The sequence below is a fragment of the Janthinobacterium sp. 1L-D-8-B-C4 genome, assembly GCF_057291295.1.
In genome coordinates this window covers 363,940-385,140 of record NZ_JBXAVX010000001.1, presented here as the reverse complement: position 1 = coordinate 385,140, position 21,201 = coordinate 363,940, and the positions used below count along the sequence as shown (strand labels likewise).

The window sequence follows — 21,201 nt, the reverse complement described above, 5'->3', positions numbered from 1 at the left end:
AGGGCATCATGGGACAGTTCCGGCAAATTTCGACCTTCGTGGAAGTCGTCGCCAGGGGCAGCCTGTCGGCCGCCGCGCGCGCCGAGGGCATCGCGCCGGCCATGATAGGACGCCGCCTCGATGCGCTTGAACAGCGCCTGGGCGTCAAGCTGCTGCAGCGCACCACGCGCAAGCTGGCCCTGACCAATGAGGGCGCGGCCTTCCTGGACGACTGTCAGCGGATTTTGGCCGAGCTGGAAGAAGCGGAACTGGCGGTGGCCGAGCGCAGCGTGAAAGCCAGCGGCCACCTGTTGATTTCCGCGCCAGCGGGCTTTGGCCGCCAGCACGTGGCGCCGCTGATCCCCTCGTTTGTGGCAGAGCACCGCGATGTAACGGTGGCGCTGAACCTGAACGACCGGCTGGTCGACCTGATCGGCGAAGGCCTCGACGTGGCGATCCGCATTGCCAGCCTGTCCGACTCATCCCTGGTCAGCACCAAACTGGCCGACAATCACCGCGTGGTGGTCGGTGCCCCCGCCTACTTGAAGCGGGCCGGTACGCCACGCGTGCCGGCCGACCTGATCAAGCATAATTGCTTGGTGATCAGTGGTGAGGGTAGCCAGCGCGGCTGGACCTTCCGTGAAAACGGCAAGAACGTAACCTTGAAAGTGTCGGGCAATATGGTCTGTAATGATGGCGAAGTGCTGCACGACTGGGCGCTGGCCGGCAAAGGGCTGGCGTGGCGGTCGATGTGGGAAGTGGGCGCGGAGATTGAATCGGGACAGCTGGTGACCATGCTGGACCAGTTTGCGGCACCGGGCAACGATATTTATGCCGTGTTTGCGCAGCGCCGGCATTTGCCGCTACGGATACGGGCGTTTGTGGATTTTTTGCGGCACAGCTATTCGCAGCCCGATTACTGGAGAGAACGAGCAATTTGACACCGGTGCGGCACCAATCACAACTTTTACAAAGCATCAGGCGAAAAAAAATCCCCGGAGACCGAGGATTTCTTTATTTCGTTTGATCCAGCGTATTAGATTGGCTGAATGTTCGAAGCTTGCTTGCCTTTAGGGCCAGCGGTCACTTCAAAAGAAACGCGTTGGTTCTCTTGCAGGGACTTGAAGCCGTTCGACTGGATAGCCGAGAAGTGAGCGAACAGATCTTCGCCGCCTTCGTCAGGGGTAATAAAGCCGAAACCCTTCGAATCATTGAACCATTTTACGATGCCAGTTGCCATTACAATTTCCTATTTCAGTTAAGTTGGGCTTGCGCCCGTTATATCGTTTGAAGCAAGAAAGAAATGACAGACAAACTGCACTACTACCTCGAATCCAACGATGCCCAATTATACCAACAAAACTGGGAAAAACCATTTTTTCGCAAAATAAACTTGCGAGGCCTACTTTCATAGTCAAAACAGCCAAAAATCCCGGTCTTGCGGCGCCGCTGATGCTGCGGCATGAACACACTATATCCTAATCCGAGCCGCGTACGCTTTGCGTTGTATCAAATATATCATTTGAACCACGCCCAACTAACATTGTCGCTCAAGCCGAAAAATGCGTGGCGGCCGGGTCAATCGCGGCCCAGCGCAGCAAGGCGCCGACCTGCGCGCTCAGCAATGGCCACTCGGCCAGCACATTGGCCGGCTGGTTCAATAACTGGCGCGCCAGCTGCTCCAGGCGCCGGCATTCCTGGCCCAGGGTGGCAAAGCCGAAGGTGGCAGCCGAACCGGCTACCGCGTGCAAGGCATGGTGCAAGGCGGTCAGCTGCTCCAGGCGCGGCCCTTCGCTGTCGCAGCGGGCCTGGGCAGCGGCGATCGCCTGCATCAGCGCTGGCACGCCGGCCGCATATTTGTCATTCAGGGCGCGCAAGCGGGCGCGGAAGTCGGGGTCGATCAAGGTTGCCATGTTGGTGATACCCGTGAGTGAATTATTTGGTGCCGAAGATGCGGTCACCCGCGTCGCCCAGGCCCGGCACGATATAAGCATGCTCGTTCAGGTGCGAATCGAGCGCGGCAGCATACATCTTGACGTTCGGATGGGCATTCTGGAATACCGTCACGCCTTCCGGTGCAGCCACCAGCGCCAGGAAGATGATCTGTTCATCGGAAACGCCACGCTTTTTCAGCACGTCGACGGCGTACACAGCCGAGTTGCCGGTGGCAACCATCGGGTCGCACAGGATAAAGGTACGCTCGCTCGGGTCCGGCAGGCGCACCAGGTATTCCACCGGCATATGGGTGGCCGGATCGCGGTACACGCCGATATGGCCGACCCTGGCCGACGGCACCAAGTTCAGCAAGCCGTCGCTCATGCCGATACCGGCGCGCAGGATCGGCACGATGGCCAGTTTCTTGCCTGCGATGACGGGCGCATCGACGGTCATCAAGGGCGTCGTGATTTCGCGGGTGGTCAGCGGCAGGTCGCGCGTAATTTCATAACCCATCAGCAGGGTGATTTCCTTGAGCAACTCACGGAAGGTGCGCGTCGAGGTGTCGTGCTCGCGCATATGGCTCAGCTTGTGCTGGATCAGCGGATGATCGGTGATGAACAGATTGGGAAAGCGTGGATCTTGTTTCATGTGGTTGTGCTCTTTCTTCAAGCGCGGCGCGGCAGCAAGGGACCAGGCCTGCGCATCGCTATCTATTGGTGATATATGACCGCATTATCCCAGCCCCAAGCATTGCTGTGGCTGGAATTTACGAAATAATTACACCAAGTAATGTTCACTATTCGTGCACTATTCGCGCAAGGCGCGCGCCAGGATGGCCGGGCAATCGGTGCCGGCGGGCAGGCGGCCATAGGCGCCGCCCGGCGCCTGCGCCAGGCGCGAGGCAACGAACGCCGTGGAAACAAAGGCCGGCGCATGGCGCAGCAGCAAGGCCGCCTGCACCGCCAGCACGATGCGCTCGGACAAACTGCGTGCGCCGAATTCGTCGGCATCGGCCTGCTCCAGCGCCTGCAGCAGCTGCGCGCGATAGGCCACGAAGGTGGCGTTGGCATCGCCGGCCAGCGCCAGCTCGGCCGCCAGCGCCGCGCGCGCAACCGGCGAACGGGCCAGGGCGCGCAGCACGTCCAGGCACATCACATTGCCCGATCCCTCCCAGATCGAGTTGACGGGCAATTCGCGGTACAGACGCGCCAGCGGCGCCTCTTCCACATAGCCGGTGCCGCCCAACACCTCCATCGCCTCGGCACCAAAGCCCGGCCCGCGCTTGCAGATCCAGTACTTGCCGGCAGGCGTCAGCACACGCGCCAGCGCGGCCTGCGCCGCGTCTTCTTTCTGATCGAAGCAGCGCGCCAGGCGCATGGCGAATACGGTAGCCGCTTCCGATTCCAGCGCCAAGTCGGCCAGCACGTTCTGCATCAGCGGCTGCTCGGCCAGCACCTTGCCGAAGGCCGTGCGCTGGCGCGCATGGTGCAGCGCCTGACTCAGGGCGGCACGCATGATGCCGGTGCTGCCCAGCACGCAATCGAGCCGCGTATGGCTGGCCATTTCGATGATGGTCGGCACGCCCCTGCCCGCCACCCCCACCCGCCAGCCATACGCGCCGGCAAATTCCACTTCGGCCGAGGCGTTCGAACGGTTGCCCAGCTTGTCCTTCAGGCGCTGCACGCGGATGGCGTTGCGGCTGCCATCGGGCAGGTAGCGCGGCAGGAAGAAGCACGACAGGCCCGCAGCGTCGCCGTCCTGCGCCAGAATCAGATGGGCGTCGCTTTGCGGCGCCGAGAAAAACCATTTATGGCCGACGATGCGGCACACCCCGGCAGCCTCGTCGCCGAACAGTGCTTGCGCCTCCAGCAGAGGCAGCGCTTCGGCACAGGTAGTATTAGTGCGCACATCGGAGCCGCCCTGCTTTTCCGTCATGCCCATGCCGATCAGCGCGCCGCGCTTCTGCTCGACCGGCAATGAGCGCGGATCGTAGTCGCGCGAAAGGATCTTCGGCAGCCAGCGCGCCATGATTTGCGGCAGGCCCACCGCCTGGTGCAGCGCCGGCACCGACGCAAAGGTCATCGTGACCGGGCATTGCGCGCCGTTTTCCAGCTGCCCCACTAATATATAGGCAGCGGCGCGCGCCGCATGCGCACCCGGTCCCGGCGCGGACCACGGTGCGGCGTGCAGTCCCGCACCGATGAACACCTCCATCAGGCCATGCCAGGCGGGGTGGAATTCCACTTCGTCGATGCGCCGTCCGCTGCGGTCGAACTGATGCAATTGCGGCCCATGCACATTGGCCAGTCGCGCCAGCGCGATCAGCTCGGCACTAGCGAGCCGTTCACCCAAGGCGTCCAGCCCGGCCGCTGCCGCCTCGCCTCCTTCGCGCCGCACCGCCTCCTGCAATGCCGGATCGCAGGCAAACAGGTTGATGTTCTCGAAAGGCGTGGCCTGGTTGAAAACTTCATGCGTATTTTCCTGCTGTTGACAAGCATTCATGGCGGTTCCCCATTGCGGTTTGCTATCATGGCGGACTGGGCAGGCAGGCGGCACGCAATCGCGCCAGCCTGCCTGCGAGACTAGCGCAAAGGCACGGTGCCGGCAAGCGTGACGCCGCACGGCCATGGGATTTCAGGATGAACAACACTCTTTCTATTACTTGAAGGAATGTTGCTCAATTTCATGTTTTTGTCAGGTTTTCAATGATACATTTCCTATAAATCGGGTTCCAGCGAGAAGGCTACGGCGATGTATTGCCGTCCTGTCAAGATGATTCCCCTGACCAGGCGCACTGCCCATGAGGCGGCGCGCCATGCGCAATGATTTTGCTTGCCGCCATGCGCATAGTTGGGCGGCAGCACTGATAAAGGTAGAGCCAGCACGATGTTTTCCAGTACCCCATCCGCCGCCCACCGCGAGACACGCCACGAGCTGGACAACCTCATGGAAGAGGCCGGCGATATCGTGTTCCGGCTCGATGCGGACGGCGTGATCCTGTTTGCCAGCCAGCGCGCCGCCATCCTGTTCGCAGCAGCGGCCGGCCTGGTCGGCCATTTGCTGCTGCCGCTGGCGGCCGAAGCTTCGCGCGCCGCGCTGCAGGCGGCGCTGCAAGACGCGCTCGAAGTACCGGGCCGCCTGGAAGTACGCCTGCAAACGCCGGAACAGGAGATCTGGTTCGAGCTGCGCTTGTCGTCCTATGCAAACCAGGCCGGCCTGGCCGAATTGCTGGTGGTCGGGCGCGACACCTCGGCCCAGCACAATACGGAAGAGCGGCTGCGCCATATGGCGACCCACGATGCGCTGACGGGCTTGCCGAACCGCTTGCTGCTGTCGGACCGCATCCGGATGGTGATCGCCCAGGCGGCGCGTTCGGGCCAGGGCTTTTCGGTGGCCACCATCGGCCTTGACGGCTTCAAGAAAGTCAACGACGGCCTGGGCCACCCGGTCGGCGACGCCGTGCTGCGCCTGGCCGCCGCGCGCCTGCGCAAGACCTTGCGCGACAGCGACACCCTGGCGCGCGCCGGCGGCGATGAATTCGTCGCCGTTCTGCCCGGCAGCGCCACCGACGCGCAGATCAAGCTGGTCACCGGCCGTTTGCTGGCCACCTTGCAGGCGCCGTTCGAGGTCGATGGCCACAAGATCTATGTCGGCGCCTCGATCGGCGTGTCGATCTATCCGCTGCATGCGGAAGACGAAGTGCGCCTCGTCGCGCTGGCCGACGCGGCCATGTCGCGCGCCAAGGAAACCGGCAAGGCGCGCTGCCTGATCTACAGCCCGCGCCTGAACGGCCCGTCCGAACACGATATCTCGCTCGAAGCGGCCATGTTCCAGGCCGTGCGCGAAGGCGAATTTTTGCTGTATTACCAGCCCATCGTCGACGCGCGCACTCGCCAGATCCAGGGCTTTGAAACGCTGATGCGCTGGAAGCACCCTACTTTGGGCCTGGTGCCGCCGGTGCGCTTTATCCCGATCGCCGAAGCCAATGGCCTGATCAACCTGCTGGGTGCCTGGGCGCTGAAAGCGGCCTGCGTGCAGCTGCGCCAGTTCCAGGAGGTAGCGCAGCGCCACCTGTATATCTCGGTCAATATCAGCCCGCGCCAGTTCCGCAACGATAAATTCCTCGACGTGCTCGACGACGCGCTGGCGTTTTCCGGCCTGTCCGGCGACAACCTGGTGCTGGAAATTACCGAAGGCACGCTGATGATCGACCCGGTGCACGCCGAAGCCATCCTGGTCAAGATGACGGAACGCCGCGCGCGCATCGCCATCGACGACTTCGGCACCGGCTACTCCTCGCTGGCCTACCTGAAGCGCTTCCCGATCTCGGTGCTGAAGATAGACCGTACTTTCATCAAGGACTTGCCCGAATCGAGCAAGGACGCCGCCATCTGCAACACCATTCTCGACCTGGCCAAACACCTGAACCTGTCGGTGGTGGCCGAAGGGGTGGAAACTGAAGAACAAATGCATTTCATCGAATCACGCGGCTGCCAGTATGTGCAGGGCTACCTGACCGGAAAACCGATGCCCGCCCACGCGGCGCTATCGGCCTTGAGCGAAAAAACCTATGCGGCGCTGGTTCCCGGCGAGCTGCGCGGAGGCGTGCAATGAACCGAGGCCACTACACCGCGCCGACTCAGCTCGGCAGGAACACCCTGGAACTGCTGTGGTCGCGCACCCGCCAGCAAGGCGACATGCCCGGCTTTGCCAAGGCCATCAGCGCCATCCTGGGCGCCATGCGCGGCGAAGACGATCACGCATTCGACATGACGCAAACGGTGCTGTCGGACCCGGTCCTGACGCACAAGGTGCTGCGCCTGGCCAACAGCGGCATGTACTCGGCCTTCGGCCAGCGCGTCAACACGGTGTCGAAAGCCGTGCTGGTGCTGGGCATGGACGCCATCGGCCACCTGGCGCTGGGCCTGAAACTGATCGAGGAATTGTCGCAGGCGACGCCGGATTCGGTCAGCGCCCACGTCGAGATGGAAAAAGCCGTATTGGCCGGCATGGTAGCCCAGCAGGTGGCCACCAGCGCCGGCAGCCTGCAGGCCGAGCAGGCCGTGGTGTGTTCGATGCTGCATACCCTGGGACGCATGATGGTCACCTTCTATATGACCGACTATTGGGCGCGGCTGCAGGCGCACGGCGGCCCCGGCAACGAAGCGGCGGCGGCGCCGGAAATCCTCGGTCTCACCCTTCCCGAAGTGGGCTATGCCACGGCTGCGCACTGGGGCTTGCCGCAGCACCTGATCGACGGCATGCGCCCTTTGGGTCCGATGCAGCCCGATGAAGTGGTGAGCGGCGCCGACTGGATGGCCGGCCTGTCGACCATGGCGGCGCGCTGCGCCGACTCGCTGTGGCATGACGACGCCAACGGCGCGGCCGAAGTGCAAGCACTGATCGGCAACTACGCCGGCATGCTGGGCATGCAGCCTGAAACGGTGCTCGAAGCGGTGGAAAAGGCCAAGGTCATGGCGGCCGCCGACCTGACCATCGCGCCGCTGTCGAAACCGATGGAGCGGCGCGCGCGCCAGCTGGCGTCGACCCGTTTGCGCGCCGAAGGCAATCGCATCCTGATCGGCGGCCTGTCGGACCTGCGCGGCGCCATCGGCACCGCCAATCCGGGCCAGATGGTCTCGATGGCGCTCGAAACCCTGCACCAAGGCTTTGATTTCTCGCGCTCGGTGGCCTTTGTGCGCAACCACAAGGAACACCTGTACTCGGCGCGCATCTGCATGGGCGAAGGCGCGGCCGAACTGCAGGACCTGATGGTGTTCGGCGACGCCTACGAGCCGAACGTGTTCCATGCCGCCCTCAACAGCGACCGCGTGATCTTCATCGACAATGCGCGCGACCCGAAATTCGCCGCCAAGCTGCCGCAATGGTGGAAAAGCACGCTGTCGGACGCGCGCAGCTTCGTGGTGCTGCCGCTGTCGGCCAACGGCCACCCGACGGGATTTTTATACGGCGACTGGGACGACAGCTTCCCGCCGATCCAGCTGAACCAGACGGAATTCAACCTGATCAACGATATCCGGGCGTTATTGGTGCAGTCGGTGGAGATGCGGCATCAGCTGGAGCTGGTGGCGAACAAGGTGGCGTAACGTTTACCGCGTAGGTCGGATTAGGCGCGAAGCGCCGTAATCCGACAACATTGTTAACGCGGCCAACGATGATGTCGGATTACGCGCGAAGCGCTAATCCGACCTACGCGATTCTTATTTCAACTTCGGCGTCGAAACAGCCACATCCCCGCACTGCGCGCGGTGCATCAGCGCATGGTCAATCAGCACCAGCGCCAGCATCGCTTCGGCGATCGGCGTGGCGCGAATGCCCACGCAGGGGTCGTGGCGGCCAAAGGTTTCCACCATCACCGGATTGCCCTCTTTATCGATCGAACGGCGCGGCGTGCGGATCGACGAGGTGGGCTTGATGGCGATCGAGACGCTGATGTCCTGCCCCGTCGAGATGCCCCCCAGCACGCCGCCGGCGTTATTGCCGACAAAGCCTTCCGGCGTCAGTTCGTCGCCATGTTCCGAGCCTTTTTGCGCCACCGAATCGAAGCCGGCGCCAATTTCCACGCCTTTTACCGCATTGATGCCCATCATCGCGTAGGCGATGTCGGCATCGAGCTTGTCATAGATCGGCTGGCCCAGGCCCACCGGCACGTTCTGCGCAATCACATCGATACGGGCGCCGATCGAGTCGCCGTCGCGGCGCAATTGGTCCATCGCCTCTTCCATGCTGGCAATCAGCGCGGCGTCATCGCTGGCGGCAAAGAAGGGGTTGGCGTGCACGTGATCCCAGGACTGGAACGGCACCGCGATATTGCCCAGCTGGCTCATGCAGCCCTTGAAGGTGGTGCCGTACTGCTGCAGCAGCCATTTCTTGGCGATCGCCGCCGCGCCCACCACCGGCGCCGTCAGGCGCGCCGAGGAACGCCCGCCGCCGCGCGGATCGCGCACGCCGTATTTGTGCCAGTAGGTGTAGTCGGCATGGCCGGGGCGGAAACTCTCGGCGATATTGCCGTAATCCTTGCTGCGCTGGTCTTCATTGCGGATCAGCAAGGCGATCGGCGTGCCGGTGGTCACACCCTGGTACACGCCGGACAAGATCTCTACCGTATCGGACTCCTGGCGCTGCGTCACGTGGCGCGAGGTGCCGGGCTTGCGGCGGTCCAGCTCGGGCTGGATATCGGCTTCGGACAACACCAGCCCGGGCGGGCAGCCATCGATCACACAGCCGATGGCCGGACCATGCGATTCGCCGAAAGTGGTAACAGTAAACAGCTTGCCAAAAGAGTTGCCGGACATAGTAGGGAATATGGAAGACTGGAAAACACCATTCTACCAGCCTGTGCCCCGCCCTACCCTGACGACGGCTGGCTGCCGCAGCGTTTCGGCTGAAAATGTGGAGCAACAGTTACAATCATGCAAAGCTGCAAATATTGTCGCAATGAATAATCCTAAAAAAAACTTTTGCCTTGTTAAATCGCTATATACTTGGATCAAGACCGCTGGAAAAATGGTCGGCCCCGGTGTCGTTCCCTGTACTTGCCGATATGCCTGCCTCACTGAGCTCTGGAGAAGTTAACTACATGCCCGCACCGATCACTCCCCTTGATGCCGACAAGGACGATCACGACGACCTGGTATTCCTTGACGAGCAGCCTGCCGCGCCGGCCAGTAGCGGTGCGCGCAGCGTGTGGCGCGTGATGATCATCGACGACGATGAAGACGTCCATTCCACCACCACCTTTGCCCTCGGCAACCTGGAGATGCAGCACCGTCCGCTCGAGTTCGTACACGCCTATTCGGCGGGCCAGGCGCGCGAGTTGCTCAAGCATGAAAGCGATATCGCCGTCATCCTGCTCGACGTGGTGATGGAGCAGGACGACGCCGGCCTGCACCTGGTGCGTTATATCCGCGACACGCTGAAGATGAGCGATGTGCGCATTATCCTGCGCACCGGCCAGCCCGGCTACGCGCCGGAAATCGACGCCATCCGCGATTTCGACATCAACGACTACAAGACCAAGTCCGAGCTGACCCGCATCAAGCTGTTTACCACCGTGACAGCGGCGATCCGCTCGTACGAGCAGATCCGTTCCATCAGCAACAGCCGGCGCGGCCTGGACCGCATCGTCCAGGCCAGCACCGAGCTGATGGCGCTGCATGGCGTGCAGAATTTCTCGGCCGGCGTGCTGGCGCAAGTGGCCGACCTGCTGCAACTGCGCGCCGACGGCGTGCTGTGCACCCAGGAAATCAATGACAAGGGCAAGCGCAGCCTGCTGGTATGCGCCCATGCGGGCTGCTTTTCCGGCGTGGCCCACGGCGCCCTGTGCAGCGTGGAAAACCCGCGCATCGCCGCCGCCATCGAGCACGCGCTGGCGCAGCGGCGCAATATCTACGCCCACGATTACGCCACCCTGTATTTCGCCGGCAAGTCCAGCCGCGATTCGGCCGCCTACCTGCTGCTGCCGCGCCCCTTGAGCGCCATCGAGGAAAGCCTGCTTGAAGTATTTTGCAGCAATGTCGCCGTCGGCCTGGACAATGTCGAGCTGGTCAGCCACCTGCATAACGCGGCGTTTTATGACCAGTTGTCGAAGTTGCCGAACCGCACGCGCCTGGTCGAGATCCTCGACGCGGCGCTGGCCGGCCCGGCCCGCGACGACGCCACGCTGTGCCTGGTCGACCTCGACCATTTTGCCGAAACCAATGATGCACTGGGCCACAAGTTCGGCGATCTGCTGCTGGTCGCCGTAGCCGGCCGGCTGCAAACCCAGCTCGGCTCGCAGCTGACGGTGGCGCGCCTGGGTGGCGACATTTTTTGCGTGCTCGGCGACGCCTCACAAGTCAATCCGGCGCAGATCCTGGCGCTGTTCCAGACGCCGTTCGGCATCGACGGCCAGGACGTGCAATTGTCGGCCACCCTGGGCCTGGTGCGCCTGGGCGAACATGCGGGCACCGGCGCCGATGCGCTGAAAGACGCCGACATCGCGCTGAAACGCGCCAAGACCCAGCAGCGCGCCGGCCACTTCTATTTTTCGCGCAGCATGGGCATCGAGATTCGCGAGCGCGTGCGCATGATGCATGCGCTGCGCACCGGTTTTGCGCAAGGCCAGCTGTTCGTGGTGTACCAGCCGCAGATCGACCTGTCGACGCGCCGACCGGTCGGCGCCGAAGCGCTGCTGCGCTGGCAGACGCCGGATGGCAAGTTCATCTCGCCCGACCGCTTTATCCCGATCGCCGAGTATTCGGGCATCATCATCGAGCTTGGCGAATGGGTGTTGCGCACCGCCTGCCGCGAGCTGGTGCGCCTGCGTGAACTGGGGCACCGCAATTTTGTCATGTCGGTCAACGTGTCGCAGGTGCAGTTCCGCCATCCGCTGTTCCTGGAAATGCTGCGCACGGCGCTCGAAGACACGCAGGCGCCGCCCGAATTCATCGAACTGGAAATCACCGAATCGATGGCCATGGAAGAGCCGGACCTCTTGATCAAGATGCTGTGGCAGATCAAGCAGACGGGTGTCAGCATCGCCATCGACGACTTCGGCACCGGTTTTTCTTCGCTATCGTACCTGCAGCGGCTGCAGGTAGACCGGCTGAAGATCGACCGCGCTTTCGTGACGGAAATTACCGGCTCGGCGCGCGGCAGCAGCATCGCCGAAATGGTCATCCAGCTGGGGCGCAACCTGGGCCTGGCGGTGATCGCCGAAGGCGTGGAAGACGAGCGCCAGGCGCAGATCTTGCAATCGCTGGGTTGCCCGATCGCGCAGGGCTTTTTGTTCGCGCGGCCGATGACGAACGATGCGCTGGCCAGCTGGCTCAGAGACGAGGCCATGCAGGGCGCGGCCTGAAGACAGCAACGCCGGCATCTGCCGGCGCTTCGTTTCATTCAGGTCAAGTTCAGTCCGGCGTTTCGGCCGGCCAGTCGCGGATATACGCTTTCAGCATCTGGTTCTCGAAACTTTGCGCTTCGAGCACGGCGCGCGCCACGTCATAGAAGGAAATCACGCCCAGCAAGGTCTTGGCGTTCATCACGGGCAAGTAGCGCGCATGTTTTTCCAGCATGATGCGGCGCACTTCGTTCACTTCCGTGTCCGGGGTGACGGTGATCGGGTGGTCATCCATATGCTTGCGCACGGTGCCGCCGCCGATCTGGCCGGCGTTTTCGTGCAGCGCATTGAGCACTTCACGGAACGTCAGCATGCCGACCAGGTCGCCAAATTCCATGACCACCAGCGAACCGATGTCTTTTTCCGCCATGGTATTGGCCGCATCCAGCAAAGGCTGGTCAGGCGTTACCGTATAAAGGATGTTGCCCTTGACTTGGAGAATTTCAGATACTTTCATATTGGCCGTCCTGTCCGCGTGAGAGTGGTATTGTAGTTGTTCTGAGCCCTGACTCGGACTGTAGCCTATGCCTGCCAAAAAATCCAGCTTTGCGGTCAATCAAATCCCACAGGAAAGATCAATTTTCAGGCACGGCGGCGGAACCAGCCGGCCAGCGATAGCCGTTCGCGGGCGGTCGGCAACACCTCGTGCAGCATCTCGGCCGACAAAAACATCACCATGCGGCCCGCTTCGGGCAAGATATCGCGGCTGGCCTCCCCTTCGGGATGCAGGCGCAGCGCGCCGCCCTGGCCGGGCAGCCAGTCGTCATTGAGGTAGATCACCACCGACACCGTGCGCATATCATCGTCGCGAAAGCGGTCCAGGTGGGCGCGGTAAAAGGCCCCCGGCGCATACACGGCAAAATGGCTTTCGTATTCGTCCAGGCCCAGGAACAGCTCGCGGTTCAGTTGCCGGCGCAAGGCCTCCATCAAGGCCAGGTACTGGTCGCTGGCGGTGCCCTGGCCCGGCTCCAGCCAGGCGATGCTGTCGCCACGTATCGCGCTGTCGAGGCCCGGCGTGCGGCCGCTGCCGGTACCGGCCGCCTTCATGCGGCCAGTATCGCGCGCCTGCACGCATTGCGCCGCCAGCAAGCTGCTCAGTTGATGAGATAGAAAGCCATCATGGCGCGACCAGCCCTGGCGGTGCAAATCATCGAACGACAGGGCGCATGCGGTGGGCGACGTCAGCATCGGGCAAATCTTTCCTGGTGGAAGTACACCTGCGCGTGCGATTGCAAGCGTAGTCATTAGCCCAGGATTTCAGTGAAACAGATGCCAAAGATCGCTGACGCCGACATCCTATCATCCATGCGCCCTGCACGGCCACTCTTCTATTGCCTGGCTAATCGGGTTACGATCTGGTCACTAAAATAATGACGGAGACATCATGAGCGGTCCGAAGTACCTGGGTTTCGACACTCTTTCCCTGCATGCGGGCGCCACGCCCGACCCGGCCACCGGCGCGCGCGCCACGCCGATCCATTTCACCTCCTCGTTCGCCTTCAAGAGCTCGGACCACGCTGCCTCCCTGTTCAACATGGAGCGCGCCGGCCATGTGTATTCGCGCATCTCGAACCCCACCAACGCCGTGCTCGAAGAGCGCATTGCCGCCCTCGAAGGCGGCGTGGCCGGCATCGCCACGGCCAGCGGCCAGGCCGCCATGCACCTGGGCTTGTGCACGATTGCCGGCGCCGGCTCGCACGTGGTGGCCTCGCGCGCGCTGTACGGCGGCTCGCACAACCTGCTGGCCTACACCATGAAACGTTTCGGCATAGCAACGACGTTTGTCGACCCGCGCGATATCGACGCCTGGCGCGCCGCGATCCGGCCAGAAACCAAGGTGCTGTTTGCCGAAACGCTGGGCAACCCAGGGCTCGACGTGCTCAACATTCCCCAGGTGGCCGCGCTGGCGCACGAACACCATCTGCCGCTGATGCTGGACTCGACCTTTACCACGCCCTACCTGCTCAAGCCTTTTGACCACGGCGCCGACCTGGTGTTCCATTCGGCCACCAAGTTCTTGTGCGGCCACGGCACGGCCATCGGCGGCCTGCTGGTCGACGGCGGCACCTTCGACTGGCAGGCCGCGTACGACCAGACCGGCCGCTTCGCCGAACTGTGCGAGCCCTATGACGGCTTTCACGGCATGGTGTTTGCGGAAGAATCGACGGTGGCGCCGTTTGCCCTGCGCGCGCGGCGCGAAGGCTTGCGCGATTTTGGCGCCGTGATGAGCCCGCACAATGCATTTGCCGTGCTGCAGGGCATCGAAACCCTGGGCCTGCGCATGGACCGCCATGTGGCCAATACGCGCAAGGTCATCGATTTTCTGTTGGCCAACCCGGCGGTGGAATCGGTGTCCTATCCCGAGCTGCCCAGCCATCCCGACTACGAACTGGCCAAGACCCTGCTGCCGAAAGGCGCGGGCGCGGTGTTTACCTTCAAGCTGCGCGGCGACCGCGCGGCCGGCCAGCGCTTCGTCGACAGCCTCGCGATTTTTTCACACCTGGCCAACGTCGGCGACGCCAAGTCGCTGGTAATCCACCCCGCCTCCACCACGCACTTCCGGGTACCCGACGAGCAACTCGAAAAAGCCGGCATCACGCAAGGCACTATGCGGTTGTCGGTCGGCCTGGAAGACGCGGACGACCTGATTGCCGATCTGGCGCGCGGCCTGAAACTGTCGCAGAAAGGCGCTTGAGATGATCTGCACCATCGACAACACCGCAGCCTACTGCTACACCGGCGGCAAGCCGTTCAACCCCGGCCAGCCCACCGCCGTGTTTATCCACGGCGCGCAGAACGACCACTCCGTGTGGGCGCTGCAGACGCGCTATTTTGCCCACCACGGCTGGAACGTGCTGGCGGTCGACCTGCCCGGCCATGGCAGGAGCGCCGGTGCCGCCAAGACAACCGTGGAAGAACTGGCGCGCTGGATACTGGCCGTGCTTGACGCGGCCGGCGTGGCGCAGGCGATGCTGGTCGGCCACAGCATGGGCTCATTGATCGCCCTCGAAGCGGCGTACCAGTCGCCTGGGCGCGTCAGCCAGCTTGCCATGCTGGGCTCGACTTATCCGATGACCGTCTCGCCGGCGCTGCTGGAAACGTCGAAAAACGACGAACAGGCGGCGATCGACATGGTCAACATCTGGTCGCATTCGTCGATCGCGCAAAAACCGTCTTTTCCCGGTCCCGGCTTCTACGCCATGGGCGGCGCACGCAGGCTCAAGCAGCGCATTTCGGCCATCAACCCGCAGCATGTGTTCCATACCGATTTTTACGCCTGCAATGCCTACGCCAACGGCGAAGTCGCCGCCACCTCGGTTACCTGTCCAACCCTGTTCATCTTCGGCGCACGCGACATGATGACGCCACCGAAATCGACCAGACTGCTGACAAACAGCATCGCGCATGGCAAGCTGGTACAGGTCGATGCCGGCCATGAATTGATGGCCGAGCAGCCCGACGCCGTGCTCGACGCCCTGTACGCCTTTGCCGCCACCAAACCCGCTTTTTTAACGAAGACCTCATGATTTCCACCGCCGTCCTGTTCAGCACCCACCATCTTCCCGACCACCCCGATTTCGACATCGAGGCCATCAGCGGCCTGGCCGAATGGCGCCAAGCCACGCCGATGCTGTTCAAGCTGCTGCTGGGCGGCGCTGCGCAGGCCATCACCTGGCCGCTCTACGACGATGGCGTGGAACACGTTTGCGCGCTGGCCGCGCCGATGGCGCAGGCGCGCGCCAGCTGGCAGGCCTTGTCGTCGCTGATGGAGCCGCCGCGCGACGCGCAAGCGATTGTCGCGCGCAGCGCCATCGCTTCCCTGCTGGCTGACGGCGAACAGTGGCTGGTGCTCGACTGCGTCCAGCTGATTGATCACGATATCGGCACACCGGAATTTGCGGCGCAGCTGCGGGCGATCGCCGATGAATCGGCGGCGCTGCACGCGGCGCTGCTGCGTGGCGAACAGCAGGCCTTGCAGCCGCTGCTGGCGGCGGACAGGGACGCGATCGGCTACTGGTGCTCCTCAGCCTCCGCCCACCTGGGCAATATCGAAGAACGCGAGGTGGAAGAGCTGCCGTTCCTGCAGCAGTTGCAGGTGCACCAATGGGTCAACGATGCGCAGTGCTACGACGTGAGCGCCGCCGCTCCGGGCGTGCATGGGCTGGTCACGCCGTACGGCCGCTGGATCGTGCCGCTGTCGCTGCAGGCGGTGGAACTGTACACGCACGATGCCGAAAACGGCTGGTTCACCTACGAGCCAAAGGCGCAAACGGGCTGCCAGGGCCTGCTGGACCTGAACGGCAGCGTGGTGCTGCCGCCCGCCCCCGGCAAGCTGTACGTAATCAGCCCGCACCTGGCGCTGCGCCTGCGCGACCAGGGCGCCAGCAGCCTGCTGCACCTGCCCGATGGCGCGGTGGTGATGGAGGGCGTCGAGAACACCTGTGAGCGCCATGACGGCCTGCTCGATTTCGAGCGGCCCAGCCAGGATGACGACGAGCGCAACGTGCACGGCGTGATGGATGCTCACGGCGCGGTGGTGGTGCCGCCCGTCTACAGTTCGGTGCAGGACTTCGGCACGCGGAAAAAAATCGCCCTCGTCAGCCAGCATATCGCCGGCCGCTTCCTGTTTGGCCTGGTCAACAGCAAGGGCGAGCCGCTGGCGCCCTGCCAGTACACCTTTATCGACAGCGCCACGACGTCCTCGCCACCGAAGCTGCGCAAGAACCTGATCTACGCCATCGACGCGCAGGGTCTGGTGTGCATGCTGACCCTGGACGGCCAGCCCGCGTTCACGCCGAAATATGCCCCCGCCCACCATCTGCACGGCATCACGGCGCAAAGCGACTTCCTGTTCGTGATCAGGGACAACATGGTGTGGCGCATGGACTTCGCCGGCGAACTGCTGGCGCAGGTCGATACCGTGGACGGTTTCAAGGCAGATATCTCGGCGCAGCTGAACCAGGCCCTGGGCTTGAGCACGCAAGCACCGATGGAGCGCAACAGCTATACGCCAGCCCAGATCATCGACCAGGCCGACCGCGACCAGCTGCGCGCCATCGCCACCCTGCTGCTGCAGGGCGATGAAACACTGGCGCGACGCTGCGTCGACCTGACATTGGAAGAGATGGAGGAAGACGACCCGGAAGAAGAATACGAAGGCGACACGATTGAGGCGGCTTGTTTGTTCCTGCTATGGTCCACCGTCGCCGATGTACTGGGGTTTGGCACCACGCTGGACTGGAAGTCGGTCGATGAAATCGCCATCATCGGCCAGCATATCGCCGTGCCGGCGCTGCAGGACTTTACCTGGGATGGCGAGGAGAATGGCGACAGCATCACCGATGGTTTCGAGGCCATCGCGCGTCATCTGGCGCCGCATGGATTAAAACTGGTCAATATGCATGACCTCGAAGACACCTACTGGCTGGCGGTGCTGCGCGAGCAGGACCTGGCGGCGTTCGATGCGATCGCGCGGCAGTCGGCCATCGAGCCGCGGGTCTACTGATTCACTTGCAGCGCACTTCGCCAAAGTGCTTCGCCAGCGTCATGCCCAGCCCCTCTTCCACCGCGCCCTCGACCTGCGCCGCCAGCCTGGCAGCTTCCTCGGCAGCCTCGATGTCGCGCTCGTTGGTGGAGCCGGCCGGATAGCCGGAATTGACGCGCATGCCGCCAAACACGAACAGGCGGTAGACGTCGGCCAGGGTGATGCGGTTGACATTGCCCAGCAAGACCCAGTGGTCGGAACTGTCGGCGACTCTTTTGCCCCACTGCACCCGCACGGCCGCTTCCACGTTGACCCGGCCGACCCAGCCCTGCTCGACCATCTTGTCGAGCAGCTTTTCCATTTCATCGAAACCCAGGCGCGTGCTGCTGCGTATCTCGGCCGCACCGACCAGCGCCGAATCGGCGCAGTGGCAGGCCTGGTGCAGCACCTTCAATATCGCCACGGCGTCGACAAATTCGCTGCCGGGCGCGGCCTGGTACCACCAGCGTTCGTATTTGACCACCGGCAAGGCGGCCACCAGCAAAGCGCCAACCAGCGTGATCATCCAGCTCAGGTAGATCCATACCAGGAACAGCGGCAGCGCGGCCAGCGCGCCATAGATGCGCGAATAGGTGGGGAAGTCCTGGATGAATTCGCCAAAGCCGCGCTTGGCCACCTCGAACGCCAGCGCGGCCAGCAGACCGCCCCAGGCGGCGTCGCGCCAGTCGACGTCGCGGTTGGGCACCGTCATGTACAGCAGGGTAAACGCCAGCATCGTCAGGCCGATCGACACCATGGTATAGAACACGGCGCCGAGGAAAGGCACATCGCCGACCAGGCCGCTGGTGGCCATGAATACGCGCGTGGTGACCGTCAACGACACGCCGACCAATAGCGGACCGAGCGTGACAATCGCCCAGTACACCAGCAAGCGTTTGGTCCAGCGCCGCTCCTGGCGCACCCGCCAGATGCGGTTGAAGACGCGCTCGATCAAATTCATCATCGCCACCGAGGTAAAGATCAGTGCACCGGCGCCTATCGCCGACAGGCGCGTGGCTTTCGAGGCAAACGTCGTCAGGTAGCCGAGGATGGTGTTCGAGATACCCTTGGGCATCACGCTCTGGATGAAATAGTCTTCCAGTGCGTGGCGAAAAGTATTGAACAGCGGGAAGGTGGTAAAGATCGCCAGCGCCAGCGTCAGCAGCGGCACCAGCGCGAACACGGTGGCAAACGTCAGGCTGCCAGCCACTTGCGGCAGGCTTTCCTCGCGCACGCGGCGCCCGGCAAACAGCAGAAGGTCGCGCACTTCGGGCCACTTCATGCCGCGCATGACGGCGACGCCGAAGCGCACGGTCTGCGACAGGTAGAGGAAGAAGGACTGTATATATTTTAAAAACATGTAATCGAAATCAGAACGGCGCCATGTCGGCTTCGTCTCGGGCTGCAAAGCGCCCTATAATACCAACGATGAAGCCAACCAATCTGATTATTCTTGTATTGTTCTACTCCCGCCATGGCGCCACACGCCAGTTGGCCGAACTGATCGCGCAAGGGGTGGAAAGCGTGCCCGGCTGCGATGCCCGGCTGCGCACCGTGCCAGCCGTCTCCACCGTGGCCGAAGCAACCGCGCCCGAAGTGCCGGCGCATGGCGCGCCGTACGTTGAGTTGGAAGACTTGCAGGAATGCGCGGGCCTGGCGCTGGGCTCGCCCACGCGCTTTGGCAATATGGCCGCCGCCATGAAGTATTTCTGGGACGGCACGGCCAGCGACTGGCTGGCCGGCAGCCTGGCCGGCAAACCGGCCTGCGTGTTTACGTCCACCGGCAGCCTGCACGGCGGCCAGGAATCGACCCTGCTGTCGATGATGATACCGCTGTTCCACCACGGCATGCTGGTCATGGGCCTGCCCTACACCCACCCCGAACTGATGACCACCGCCACCGGCGGCTCGCCGTATGGCGCCACGCACTGGTCCGGCATCGATGGCGACAAGGCCATCAGCGACGATGAAAAGCGCCTGGCGCTGGCCCTGGGCCGCCGCCTGGCCGACAACGCCGTCAAGCTTGCGAGGACATGATGACAGGCCCACTGCACAAGTATTTCCACTGGGGCGCGATCGCCAGCCTGGCCACGCTCATCATCTGGTGCGTGCTGTGGGAAACCGTGGTCGCGCCCCTGAAGCCAGGCGGCTCGTGGCTGGTCCTGAAAGCCGTGCCGCTGCTGATTCCCCTGTATGGCGTGATCAAGCGCGATGTGTACACGCTGCAATGGTCATCGATGGTGATCCTGCTGTATTTCACCGAAGGCGTGGTGCGCGGCTACAGCGATACCGATGCCACCTCGGCATTCATGGCCTGGGGCGAAGCGATTATCGTTGGCATATATTTCTGCTGCGCCATATTGTATGTGCGCCCCTATAAAAAAGCCGCCAAGCGCATGGCGAAGGAATTGCTGGAAAAAGTAAACAAGGTGAGTACCAGAAAATGAGTGATCAATCCACGTTTCTCGATACCTGTCGCGCACTGCTGGGCGACGCCTTTGTGTTGACGGCACCAGCCGACATGGCGCCGTTTCTCACCGACTGGCGCGACCGTTTTACCGGCAGTGCGCTGGCCGTGCTGCGTCCCGCTACCGTGGAACAGGTGGCCGGCGTGCTGCGCGCCTGCAGCCAGTGGGCGATTCCCGTGGTGCCGCAGGGCGGCAATACGGGCCTGGTGCTGGGCAGCATTCCTGATGCGTCCGGCACGGCCGTGGTGCTGTCGCTGGCGCGCCTGAACCGCATCCGCCAGGTCGATCCGGTCAACCGCACCATCACGGTGGACGCCGGCTGCATTCTGCAAACCGTCCAGGAAGCGGCTACAAAAGCGGGTTGTCTGTTCCCGCTGTCGCTGGCGGCCGAAGGCAGTTGCACCATCGGCGGCAACCTCGCCACCAACGCTGGCGGCACGGCCGTGCTGCGCTATGGCAATACGCGCGAGCTGTGCCTGGGCCTGGAAGTGGTCACGCCGCAAGGCGAAGTCTGGAGCGGCCTGCGCGGCCTGCGCAAGGACAATACCGGCTATGACTTGCGCGACCTGTATATCGGCGCCGAGGGTACCCTGGGCGTGATCACCGGTGCGGTGATGAAGCTGTATCCGCAGCCGAAAGCCTGCATCACGGCGCTGGCGGCGATGAAATCGCCGGTCCACGCGCTGCGGCTATTGAGCCTGATGCAGGACCATTGCGGCGCCAGCCTGACCGGTTTCGAGCTGATGTCGCGCTACTGTCTGCAACTGGTGGCCGAGCAGTTCCCGCAACTGCCGCGCCCGTTTGCCGCAGCGCATGGCCAGTACGTATTGCTGGAACTGTCCAGCAGCCAGTCCGAAGCGCACGCGATCGAATTGCTCGAAGCGAGCATCGGCACGGCGCTGGAAAACGAATTGATCGACGACGCCGTGGTTGCCAGTTCGGTGGCGCAAAGCGAAGCGCTATGGCAGCTGCGTGAACATATTCCGCTGGCCCAGGCGCAGGCCGGCAAGAACATCAAGCACGATATCTCGCTGCCGATCTCCGTCATCGCCGACTTTATCGCCATCACCGATGTGGCTTTGGCAAGCGCTTTTCCCGGCTGCCAACTGGTGTGCTTCGGCCATCTGGGCGACGGCAACCTGCATTACAACGTGGCGCCACCACCAGGCATGACGGACCGGGACTTCCTTGCCAACCAGGAACCCATCAATCGCATCGTGCATGACCAGGTCCACGCCTTTGGCGGCTCGATCTCGGCCGAACACGGCATCGGCGCGCTGAAAAAAGCCGATCTCGCCCACTATAAATCGCCGCTGGAACTGCAGCTGATGCGCGCCGTCAAGCAAGCGCTGGACCCGCAGAACATCATGAATCCGGGGAAGATATTGTGA

18 protein-coding genes are annotated in these 21,201 nt (G+C 63.0%); 10 read left to right on the top strand and 8 right to left on the bottom strand.

Going from position 1 to position 21,201, the window contains the following annotated elements; translation table 11 throughout:
* Positions 1–8 precede the first annotated feature (8 nt).
* Positions 9–920, top strand: coding sequence for a LysR family transcriptional regulator (locus AC0Z42_RS01755; RefSeq protein WP_485466504.1), 912 nt, complete (start codon positions 9–11; stop codon positions 918–920).
* 95 nt (positions 921–1,015) lie between these two features.
* Here AC0Z42_RS01755 and AC0Z42_RS01750 read toward each other — a convergent pair whose 3' ends face one another.
* The 4 genes from AC0Z42_RS01750 to AC0Z42_RS01735 form a co-directional block, all read right to left on the bottom strand.
* Positions 1,016–1,219: a cold-shock protein gene (locus AC0Z42_RS01750; protein WP_010398811.1), complete on the bottom strand. Its 204-nt coding sequence runs from the start codon at positions 1,217–1,219 to the stop codon at positions 1,016–1,018.
* A 310-nt stretch (positions 1,220–1,529) separates the two neighbouring features.
* A complete protein-coding gene (locus tag AC0Z42_RS01745; RefSeq protein WP_485466503.1) occupies positions 1,530–1,892 on the bottom strand; it encodes an Hpt domain-containing protein in 363 nt (120 codons plus the stop codon).
* 22 nt (positions 1,893–1,914) lie between these two features.
* Positions 1,915–2,565 carry a uracil phosphoribosyltransferase gene (upp, locus tag AC0Z42_RS01740; RefSeq protein ID WP_485466502.1) on the bottom strand — a complete coding sequence of 217 codons (651 nt, stop codon included), beginning with the start codon at positions 2,563–2,565 and terminating at the stop codon, positions 1,915–1,917.
* Positions 2,566–2,724: 159 nt separating this feature from the next.
* Positions 2,725–4,419: an isovaleryl-CoA dehydrogenase gene (locus AC0Z42_RS01735; RefSeq protein ID WP_485466501.1), complete on the bottom strand. Its 1,695-nt coding sequence runs from the start codon at positions 4,417–4,419 to the stop codon at positions 2,725–2,727.
* A gap of 384 nt (positions 4,420–4,803) precedes the next feature.
* On the opposite strand from AC0Z42_RS01735, the gene AC0Z42_RS01730 reads away from it, so the two are divergent.
* Positions 4,804–6,531, top strand: coding sequence for a putative bifunctional diguanylate cyclase/phosphodiesterase (locus AC0Z42_RS01730; RefSeq protein ID WP_485466500.1), 1,728 nt, complete (start codon positions 4,804–4,806; stop codon positions 6,529–6,531).
* Complete coding sequence (locus AC0Z42_RS01725) at positions 6,528–8,024, top strand: HDOD domain-containing protein (protein ID WP_485466499.1); 1,497 nt, start codon at positions 6,528–6,530, stop codon at positions 8,022–8,024. Before AC0Z42_RS01730 ends, AC0Z42_RS01725 begins: the two co-directional genes overlap by 4 nt.
* A 114-nt stretch (positions 8,025–8,138) precedes the next feature.
* Here AC0Z42_RS01725 and aroC read toward each other — a convergent pair whose 3' ends face one another.
* The gene (aroC, locus tag AC0Z42_RS01720; RefSeq protein WP_485466498.1) at positions 8,139–9,233 is read right to left on the bottom strand and encodes a chorismate synthase; all 1,095 of its coding nucleotides are present in this window, start codon (positions 9,231–9,233) and stop codon (positions 8,139–8,141) included.
* 284 nt (positions 9,234–9,517) lie between these two features.
* On the opposite strand from aroC, the gene AC0Z42_RS01715 reads away from it, so the two are divergent.
* The gene (locus AC0Z42_RS01715; RefSeq protein ID WP_485466497.1) at positions 9,518–11,779 is read left to right on the top strand and encodes a putative bifunctional diguanylate cyclase/phosphodiesterase; all 2,262 of its coding nucleotides are present in this window, start codon (positions 9,518–9,520) and stop codon (positions 11,777–11,779) included.
* A 49-nt stretch (positions 11,780–11,828) separates the two neighbouring features.
* Here the strand turns inward: AC0Z42_RS01715 and AC0Z42_RS01710 are convergent, their stop codons facing one another.
* Both AC0Z42_RS01710 and AC0Z42_RS01705 read right to left on the bottom strand, forming a co-directional pair.
* The gene (locus AC0Z42_RS01710; RefSeq protein ID WP_065309015.1) at positions 11,829–12,275 is read right to left on the bottom strand and encodes a CBS domain-containing protein; all 447 of its coding nucleotides are present in this window, start codon (positions 12,273–12,275) and stop codon (positions 11,829–11,831) included.
* A gap of 125 nt (positions 12,276–12,400) precedes the next feature.
* Positions 12,401–13,006, bottom strand: coding sequence for a 2OG-Fe(II) oxygenase (locus AC0Z42_RS01705; protein WP_485466496.1), 606 nt, complete (start codon positions 13,004–13,006; stop codon positions 12,401–12,403).
* 196 nt (positions 13,007–13,202) lie between these two features.
* Here AC0Z42_RS01705 and AC0Z42_RS01700 point away from each other — a divergent pair, with 196 nt between their 5' ends.
* From AC0Z42_RS01700 to AC0Z42_RS01690, 3 genes are read left to right on the top strand one after another with little or no spacing between them, the layout of a single operon-like run.
* Complete coding sequence (locus AC0Z42_RS01700; RefSeq protein WP_485466495.1) at positions 13,203–14,513, top strand: O-acetylhomoserine aminocarboxypropyltransferase; 1,311 nt, start codon at positions 13,203–13,205, stop codon at positions 14,511–14,513.
* Between the two features lies 1 nt (position 14,514).
* A complete protein-coding gene (locus AC0Z42_RS01695; RefSeq protein WP_485466494.1) occupies positions 14,515–15,345 on the top strand; it encodes an alpha/beta fold hydrolase in 831 nt (276 codons plus the stop codon).
* Complete coding sequence (locus AC0Z42_RS01690) at positions 15,342–17,324, top strand: DUF6630 family protein (RefSeq protein WP_485466493.1); 1,983 nt, start codon at positions 15,342–15,344, stop codon at positions 17,322–17,324. The genes AC0Z42_RS01695 and AC0Z42_RS01690 overlap by 4 nt, the downstream gene beginning before the upstream one ends.
* A 1-nt stretch (position 17,325) precedes the next feature.
* Here AC0Z42_RS01690 and AC0Z42_RS01685 read toward each other — a convergent pair whose 3' ends face one another.
* A complete protein-coding gene (locus AC0Z42_RS01685; RefSeq protein ID WP_485466492.1) occupies positions 17,326–18,702 on the bottom strand; it encodes a YihY family inner membrane protein in 1,377 nt (458 codons plus the stop codon).
* Between the two features lie 68 nt (positions 18,703–18,770).
* Between AC0Z42_RS01685 and wrbA the strand changes: the two genes are divergently transcribed.
* Genes wrbA through AC0Z42_RS01670 form a run of 3 tightly spaced genes read left to right on the top strand, consistent with a single transcriptional unit; the run spans position 18,771 to position 21,201 of the window.
* On the top strand, positions 18,771–19,379 hold the full coding sequence (wrbA, locus tag AC0Z42_RS01680) for an NAD(P)H:quinone oxidoreductase (protein ID WP_485466491.1): 609 nt from the start codon (positions 18,771–18,773) through the stop codon (positions 19,377–19,379).
* Positions 19,376–19,789, top strand: coding sequence for a DUF2069 domain-containing protein (locus tag AC0Z42_RS01675; RefSeq protein ID WP_485466490.1), 414 nt, complete (start codon positions 19,376–19,378; stop codon positions 19,787–19,789). Before wrbA ends, AC0Z42_RS01675 begins: the two co-directional genes overlap by 4 nt.
* On the top strand, positions 19,786–21,201 hold the full coding sequence (locus AC0Z42_RS01670) for an FAD-binding oxidoreductase (protein ID WP_485466489.1): 1,416 nt from the start codon (positions 19,786–19,788) through the stop codon (positions 21,199–21,201). The genes AC0Z42_RS01675 and AC0Z42_RS01670 overlap by 4 nt, the downstream gene beginning before the upstream one ends.

Coding starts and splice junctions, on each gene's coding strand:
- AC0Z42_RS01755 (WP_485466504.1), top strand. CDS start 9: ATGGGACAGTTCCGGCAAATTTCGACCTTCGTGGAAGTCGTCGCCAGG.
- AC0Z42_RS01750 (WP_010398811.1), bottom strand. CDS start 1,219: ATGGCAACTGGCATCGTAAAATGGTTCAATGATTCGAAGGGTTTCGGC.
- AC0Z42_RS01745 (WP_485466503.1), bottom strand. CDS start 1,892: ATGGCAACCTTGATCGACCCCGACTTCCGCGCCCGCTTGCGCGCCCTG.
- upp (WP_485466502.1), bottom strand. CDS start 2,565: ATGAAACAAGATCCACGCTTTCCCAATCTGTTCATCACCGATCATCCG.
- AC0Z42_RS01735 (WP_485466501.1), bottom strand. CDS start 4,419: ATGAATGCTTGTCAACAGCAGGAAAATACGCATGAAGTTTTCAACCAG.
- AC0Z42_RS01730 (WP_485466500.1), top strand. CDS start 4,804: ATGTTTTCCAGTACCCCATCCGCCGCCCACCGCGAGACACGCCACGAG.
- AC0Z42_RS01725 (WP_485466499.1), top strand. CDS start 6,528: ATGAACCGAGGCCACTACACCGCGCCGACTCAGCTCGGCAGGAACACC.
- aroC (WP_485466498.1), bottom strand. CDS start 9,233: ATGTCCGGCAACTCTTTTGGCAAGCTGTTTACTGTTACCACTTTCGGC.
- AC0Z42_RS01715 (WP_485466497.1), top strand. CDS start 9,518: ATGCCCGCACCGATCACTCCCCTTGATGCCGACAAGGACGATCACGAC.
- AC0Z42_RS01710 (WP_065309015.1), bottom strand. CDS start 12,275: ATGAAAGTATCTGAAATTCTCCAAGTCAAGGGCAACATCCTTTATACG.
- AC0Z42_RS01705 (WP_485466496.1), bottom strand. CDS start 13,006: ATGCTGACGTCGCCCACCGCATGCGCCCTGTCGTTCGATGATTTGCAC.
- AC0Z42_RS01700 (WP_485466495.1), top strand. CDS start 13,203: ATGAGCGGTCCGAAGTACCTGGGTTTCGACACTCTTTCCCTGCATGCG.
- AC0Z42_RS01695 (WP_485466494.1), top strand. CDS start 14,515: ATGATCTGCACCATCGACAACACCGCAGCCTACTGCTACACCGGCGGC.
- AC0Z42_RS01690 (WP_485466493.1), top strand. CDS start 15,342: ATGATTTCCACCGCCGTCCTGTTCAGCACCCACCATCTTCCCGACCAC.
- AC0Z42_RS01685 (WP_485466492.1), bottom strand. CDS start 18,702: ATGTTTTTAAAATATATACAGTCCTTCTTCCTCTACCTGTCGCAGACC.
- wrbA (WP_485466491.1), top strand. CDS start 18,771: ATGAAGCCAACCAATCTGATTATTCTTGTATTGTTCTACTCCCGCCAT.
- AC0Z42_RS01675 (WP_485466490.1), top strand. CDS start 19,376: ATGATGACAGGCCCACTGCACAAGTATTTCCACTGGGGCGCGATCGCC.
- AC0Z42_RS01670 (WP_485466489.1), top strand. CDS start 19,786: ATGAGTGATCAATCCACGTTTCTCGATACCTGTCGCGCACTGCTGGGC.